Origin of the sequence: Pararhodobacter sp. (genome assembly GCF_036802785.1) — a bacterium.
Taxonomy (GTDB): domain Bacteria; phylum Pseudomonadota; class Alphaproteobacteria; order Rhodobacterales; family Rhodobacteraceae; genus Pararhodobacter.
The window spans coordinates 22,519-29,200 of record NZ_DAIRVN010000062.1; the positions used below are offsets into that span (position 1 = coordinate 22,519).

Below are 6,682 nucleotides of genomic sequence, written 5' to 3' on the forward strand. Positions count from 1 at the left end.
TTCCTGCACTGCAGCATAGACGGGCCAGGCCACGTTGGGAACATGCTTTTCCGGGCCACCCGCCGCATTGTGCCCGAGAACGCGCACAGGAGAGACGCATGAAGCAGATGGCCACCTATGATCTCATGGAAACTGTGCGCAATACCAACGAATGGCTGGGCGCTTCGGCGCGGGCCATGGGGTCGTATCCGGTCTGGGGCATGGTGCCGCATCCCATGTTCAGGATGATGTCCGCCTGGGGCCGGGTGACCGAGCGCAGTTTCGCGCGCATGGCCATCAAGCCTGACTGGGGCATCCGCACCGTGGTGGCCGAAGACGGGCGCGACCATCTGGTCGAAACCAAGGTGGAACTGGCGCGGCCCTTCGGCGATCTGGTGCGCTTTTCGGTGCAGAGCCGCCCGGAAAAGCCCCGCCGCATTCTGCTGGTGGCGCCCATGTCGGGGCATTACGCCACGCTGCTGCGCTCGACCGTGGCCAGCCTGCTGCCTGACAGCGAATTGTGGGTGACCGACTGGCATAACGCGCGCGACATTCCGGTATCTGAGGGCAAGTTCGATATCGAAGATTACACCCGCTACCTTGTCGATTTCATGAAACATCTGGGGCCGGACACGCATGTCGTAGCGGTCTGCCAGCCGGTGCCGCTGGCGCTGGCCGCAACCGCGCTCCTCGCCGCCGAGGCGCCGCGGGCACAGCCGCTGACGCTGACGCTGATCGGCGGCCCGGTAGACCCTGACGCCGCCGCCACCGATGTGACCGATTTTGGCCGCCGGGTGACGATGGGGCAGCTTGAACATCTGGCAATCCAGCGCGTGGGCTTCAAATATGCGGGCGTGGGGCGGCAGGTTTACCCGGGCCTGCTGCAGCTGGCCTCGTTCATCTCGATGAACCTTGAGCGGCATTCGCAGGCCTTCGCCGACAAGATCACCGCCGCCGCGCGCGGCGAGGACAGCGAGCGCGACCAGCATAACCGCTTCTATGACGAATATCTGGCGGTGATGGACATGACCGCCGAATTCTACCTCTCCACCGTCGAACGCATCTTCAAGAACCGTGAGATTGCCACCAACAGCTTCATGGTCGAGGGCAAACACGCCGATATCGACGCGGTCAGCGATGTTGCGGTGATGATTGTCGAAGGCGCGAAGGATGATATTTCGGCCCCGGGGCAGTGCCTTGCGGCGCTTGACCTGCTGACCGGGCTGAAGGATTCGCAGAAGGCCAGTCATCTGGAGCCGGGGGCGGGCCATTACGGGATCTTTGCGGGCAAGAGCTGGCGCAACAACATCCGCCCGCTGGTGTTCCAGTTCATGGATACCCATGGCAAGCGTGAGGCGAAGGGCAGCCAGATCACGCTGGCGGCCAGCAATCCCTGACGTTGCGCCCGTCCGGTTCTGAAACCGCGTCTACGGCGCTTGCAAGCGCCGTAGACGCGGGCTTTTGAGGGCCCGCTTCACCGCCTCAGTCAAACCAGCTGACCCCGTTTTCGGTCACGACCCCATCCAGCCGCTGGTCAAAGCCGTCCACCGGCACCCCGGGAACCTCCTGCGCCGCGTATGCGTAGCCCAGCGCCAGAACCGGCCCAGCCGCGCGCAGCGCCGCAAGCGTGCGGTCATAGAACCCGCCGCCATAGCCCAGCCGGTAACCGCGCGCATCGAACGACAGCAGCGGCACAATCAGCACCCGCGGCACCATGGCCACGCCATCCGTCGGAACCCGCGCGCCGAACGGCCCCGGCGTCAGCGCGCATCCCTCGGACCAGCGATGAAAAACCAGCGCCTGCCCCGGCGCTACAATCACCGGCACCCCCACCGGGCCGCGATGCCCGGCCATCACCGGCAGCGGATCGGCCTCGGTGCGGATGGGCATGTATCCGGCCAGCGGAGCGTCCTCAAACCCGGCGAGCGCCGCGCGCAGATGCGCCTGCATCGCGCCCTCCGCCCCGGCAGCACCCGCCTGCGCCGCCGCGCGTACCGCGAAAGCGGCCTTGCGCGCCGCCGCTTTGGCCATCGCCACCCCGCTCACGGCGCTACAGCAGAAAGATCGTGGCGAAACCGAGGAAGGCGAAGAAGCCCATCACATCGGTCAGCGTGGTAACGAATGTGCCCGAGGCAAGCGCCGGGTCCATCCCCAGCCGGTTCATCGTCAGTGGCACCAGCACGCCGCCCAGCGCGGCCACGATCTGATTGCAGATCATCGCCATGCCCAGCACGGCCCCCAGAACCAGATCGCCGAAAATCAGCCAGCCCCCCAGCCCCAGCACCAACGCCAGCCCGATCCCGTTCAGCAGCCCCGCCCCCAGTTCGCGCCAGACCACGCGGCGCGCATTGGCGCTGGTCAGGCTGCGGGTGGCCAGCGAGCGCACCGCCACGGCCAGCGATTGTGTGCCCGCGATCCCCCCCGTTGAGGCTACGATCGGCATCAGCGCCGCCAGAATCACCAGCGATTCAATCGTCGCCTCGAACTGGGTGATCACCACCGCCGACAACGAGGCCGTGAAAAGGTTCACCACGAGCCAGGGCAGCCGCAGACGGGCCGTGGTCAGCGCCGAGTCGCTGACCGATGCCTCCATCACCACGCCAGAGAGGCGCAGCATGTCCTCCTCATGCTCTTCGTCCAGCACGTTCATCGCGTCATCGATGGTGATCACACCCACCAGCCGCCCCGCCTCATCCACAACCGGGGCCGAGATCAGGTGATATTTGTTGAACAGAAAGGCCACTTCGGCCTCATCTTCGGTCGCCTCGACGGTGCGCAATATCTCTTCGGCGATGTCCATCAGCGCGACATCGCGCTTGGCGGCCAGCACCCGGCCCAGCGTCACGTTGCCCTGCGGGCGGTGGCGCTCATCGACCAGAATCACATGATAGAACTGGTCCGGCAGCCATTCGGCATTTCGCAGATAGTCGATCGCCTGCCCCACCGTCCAGTCCTGCGGCATTGACACCGTCTCAGACTGCATCAGCCGCCCGGCCGAGGCCTCAGGGTAAGCCATCGCGCTTTCAACGGCGGCGCGGTCTTCGCTTTCCAGTGACTGAAGGATGAAGGCCTGATCGCGATGTTCAAGGTCTTCAAGGATATCAACGACATCGTCGGTATCCAGCTCGCGCATTGCCTCGGCGAGAATTTCGCGCGGCAGCGATTCAATCACGTCCTCGCGGATTGAATCATCCAGTTCGGACAGGATATCGCCATCGATCTGATCGGCGTACAGGGCCACCATCGCGCGGCGCTCGCTGGGGCTGATCTGCTCCAGAAGGTCGGCAATATCGGCAGCGTGCAGGGGCTCCAGTGCGGCGGCAAGCGCGCGTGCGTCGCCCGCATCCACGGCCTCCAGCGCGAGATCAATGCGCGCATGGTCCAGCACCGCATCGGTCTCGGACCCGTTCTGCTGGGGCTGCGTGCCCTCGGCAATCGTCGTCTGGTTGCGCTCGTCGTCGTTCATCGCCGCCTCCGTCGCTGACACCCGTACCGAGTTACCCGCCGCGTCGCCCGCCGAGTCACCCTTCGCCAGACGGTTGTTAAGGGGAAACTTCCGGGCGATAAAGAGCAACCTTCCTGAAACTAGGCAGTTCCCATGTCAGACCTTCTCATCGGTCAAACCCTGACCTTCGCTGCCGATCCGTTCATCGCGGGCGCCGGGGCCGCGCGCCATGACAGCCACGGTGGCGTGCTGGTTGAAGGCGGGGTCATCCGTGCCGTCGGCCCGGCAAGCGCGCTACGCAATGCCCATCCCGGAGCGCGGGTGCATGACTATGGCAAGCGGCTGATTTCACCTGGTTTTGTCGATGCGCATATCCACTATCCGCAGACTGCCATCATTGCCAGCTGGGGCAAACGGCTGATCGACTGGCTGAACACCTATACCTTCCCCGAAGAAATGCGCTTTGCCGATCCCGCCTATGCCAAGCAGGCGGCGGAGAGCTGCCTTGATCTGCTGCTGGCGCATGGCACCACCACGTTGTGCAGCTATGCCACCATCCACCCCGCCAGCGTCGATGCCCTGTTCGCCGCCGCACAGACGCGCGGCATGCGCGTGCTGGCGGGCAAGACCTGCATGGACCGCAACGCGCCCGAGGGGCTGCGCGACACGCCCCGAAGCGCCTATGACGACAGCAAGGCGCTGTTGGAGCGCTGGCACGGGCAGAACCGGCTGTCCTATGTGATCACCCCGCGCTTTGCCCCCACCTCAAGCCCTGAGCAGCTTGAGGCGCTGGGCGCGCTTTGGGCGGAATACCCCGATTGCCTGATGCAGACCCATCTGTCCGAGCAGACCGAGGAAATTGAATGGGTGCGCGCCCTGTTTCCTGAGGCGCGCGATTATCTGGATGTGTATGAGCGCTTTGGCCTGATCGGGCGCGGCGCGCTCTTTGGCCATGCGATCCATCTGGAAGCGCGCGAGCGGGCGCGGCTGCGGGAGGCAGGGGCGGCGCTGATCCATTGCCCCACCTCGAACGCCTTTATCGGCTCTGGCATGTTCGACATGGCGGGGTTGAAGGCCGGGGGGCAGCGGGTGGGGCTGGCCAGCGATATCGGCGGCGGGTCGTCTTTTTCGATGCTGCGCACCATGGCCTCGGCCTATGAGATCGCCCAGTTGCGCGGCACCGCCCTGCATCCGGCGCAGCTGTGGTGGCTGGCCACCGCCGGGTCGGCGGCGGCGCTGGGGCTGGAAGGGCGCATCGGCAGCCTTGCGCCGGGGAAAGAGGCCGATCTGATCGTCCTTGATCTGGAATCCACCCCCGCCATCGCCCAGCGGGCGCGCAACGCCGAAACGCTGTGGGAGGCGCTTTTCCCCACCATCATGATGGGCGATGACCGCGCCATCGACGAGACATGGGTGAACGGCAGGCCGGTGGCGCGGCCTGCGGCCTGATCAGGCGTTCAGCAATTCCAGCGCGGCGGCGTGGATTTCACGGTTGGCGGCGGCGATGACCTGCCCGCCCTGATGCACCGGGCCACCCTGCCAGTCGGTCACAACCCCACCTGCGGCCTCGATCACCGCAATGGGGGCCTGTACGTCATAGGCATGCAGCCCGGCTTCGATCACCAGATCGATCTGGCCGGCCGCCAGCAGCGCATAGGCATAGCAATCCATCCCGTAGCGCACCAGCCGGGCGCGTTCAGCCACACGGCCAAAAGCCGCACGCTCATTGGTTGTGCCGATCTCGGGGAAGGTGGTGAACAGCAGGGCCTGCTCCAGCGACCGGGCGGGGCGGCATTGCAGCGGCGCGCGGCCCATCGGCCCCTCGACAAAGGCCTGCCCCAGCCCGCCCCAGAACCGCTCGCCGATATAGGGCTGGTCGATGATGCCCAGCACCGGCCCCGAGGCATCGGACAGCGCGATCAGCACGCCCCATGTCGGTGTCCCGCTCAGAAAGCCGCGTGTGCCGTCGATCGGATCAATCACCCAGGTCAGGCCGCTGGTGCCGGTCAGATGCCCGCGCTCTTCGCCCAGAACGCCGTCCTGCGGGCGTGCCTCGGCCAGAATGGTGCGGATCGCGTCTTCGGTTGCATGGTCGGCGGCGGTAACCGGGTCAAAACCGCCCGCATCCTTGTTCTCAGCGGTCAGGCCAAGGCTGCGGAAATAGCGCAGCGCGACGGGGCGTGCGGCATCGGCAAGCGCATGGGCCGTGCGCCAGAGCTCTTCGGCCTCAGCCGCTTCGACGGGTGGGTTTGCCATGGCGGGGCCTCCTTAAGGCGCGTTTGACAGCCCCCCGGGGAAAGCCGGTTTCCCGCGCAGGTGGTGGGGCCGGGCCTGTCTATCCGGCCCGCCCCATCGCAGCAAGCACCTGTCAGAAAGCGCGCATCAGGCCGCTTCTGACAGCACCTGCGCAAGGTCGAACAGACGCCTGCGCTGCGCTTCCGGTATCGCGTAATAGGCGCGCACCAGATCCATCGCTTCCTTGTTGGCCAGCAGATCGGCCTCCAGCCCCGCGCCTTCTTCCTTGTCCAGCCCTTCAAAGAAAAAGCCGATCGCCACGCCAAGGGTGCGGGCGATGTCCCACAACCTGGAGGCACTCACCCGGTTCATGCCGGTTTCATACTTCTGGATCTGCTGAAACTTGATGCCAACCGAATCAGCCAGTTGCTGCTGGGTCATGCCCACCATCCAGCGTCGGTGGCGGATGCGTTTGCCAACATGCACGTCAACGGGGTGTTTCACGAAAATACTCCTTGTCATACGGTGCGGCGGGCGCCGCGATAATCTTACAAACACCACTCAAGCAATTTTCGTGCCAAAAACTCCCGGCTTCGAAAAAATAAGCTTCCCGCGTGCAAAAAAGCGCGCCGCTTCAACCAGAGGTGCCAAAAGAGCGGCGATTATTCAGCTTCGCGCACGCTCCGATAAAGTTGAACGCCCCTTACGCCCATTCTATTACGACGTGTTTTGCAAAATGCAAACAAAACTGCAAACAACTTTCGCGTGTATTACCAAAATGCAAACCGCCCGGGCGCCGATCGGTTCCGCAGATCGTTCCGTCGTGGCGTCAGCCTTTACCTGCCGCCCCGCAGCAGACATTCTCGCCCCAGACCCATCATCCGAACCGGAGCACCAGCATGCGCGCCTTCGTCCTGACCGCGACCGACACGCCCCCCACCGTCACCGAAATTGCCACCCCCTGGCTCGGAGACACAGCGGGCGCAGCCGACGAGCAGGCGCGGGGAGTGCGCGGGGGGCGCG

Annotated in this window: 6 protein-coding genes; 2 read left to right on the top strand and 4 right to left on the bottom strand. The window is 65.1% G+C overall.

What is annotated here, in order from left to right; translation table 11 throughout:
* Window positions 1-98 precede the first annotated feature (98 nt).
* Window positions 99-1,376: a polyhydroxyalkanoate depolymerase gene (phaZ, locus tag V7Q53_RS17640; RefSeq protein WP_333830041.1), complete on the top strand. Its 1,278-nt coding sequence runs from the start codon at window positions 99-101 to the stop codon at window positions 1,374-1,376.
* 85 nt (window positions 1,377-1,461) lie between these two features.
* On the opposite strand, the gene V7Q53_RS17645 is transcribed toward phaZ, so the two are convergent.
* Entirely contained in the window at window positions 1,462-2,010 is a 549-nt protein-coding gene (locus V7Q53_RS17645) for a 5-formyltetrahydrofolate cyclo-ligase (RefSeq protein WP_333830042.1), read from the bottom strand.
* 19 nt (window positions 2,011-2,029) lie between these two features.
* Window positions 2,030-3,445: a magnesium transporter gene (mgtE, locus tag V7Q53_RS17650; protein ID WP_333830043.1), complete on the bottom strand. Its 1,416-nt coding sequence runs from the start codon at window positions 3,443-3,445 to the stop codon at window positions 2,030-2,032.
* 132 nt (window positions 3,446-3,577) lie between these two features.
* Here mgtE and guaD point away from each other — a divergent pair, with 132 nt between their 5' ends.
* Window positions 3,578-4,873, top strand: a complete 1,296-nt coding sequence (gene guaD, locus V7Q53_RS17655; protein ID WP_333830044.1) for a guanine deaminase — start codon at window positions 3,578-3,580, stop codon at window positions 4,871-4,873.
* On the opposite strand, the gene hisN is transcribed toward guaD, so the two are convergent.
* Both hisN and V7Q53_RS17665 read right to left on the bottom strand, forming a co-directional pair.
* Window positions 4,874-5,680 carry a histidinol-phosphatase gene (gene hisN / locus V7Q53_RS17660; RefSeq protein ID WP_333830045.1) on the bottom strand — a complete coding sequence of 269 codons (807 nt, stop codon included), beginning with the start codon at window positions 5,678-5,680 and terminating at the stop codon, window positions 4,874-4,876.
* Window positions 5,681-5,806: 126 nt separating this feature from the next.
* Complete coding sequence (locus V7Q53_RS17665) at window positions 5,807-6,163, bottom strand: helix-turn-helix domain-containing protein (RefSeq protein ID WP_333830046.1); 357 nt, start codon at window positions 6,161-6,163, stop codon at window positions 5,807-5,809.
* Window positions 6,164-6,682: the final 519 nt, after the last annotated feature.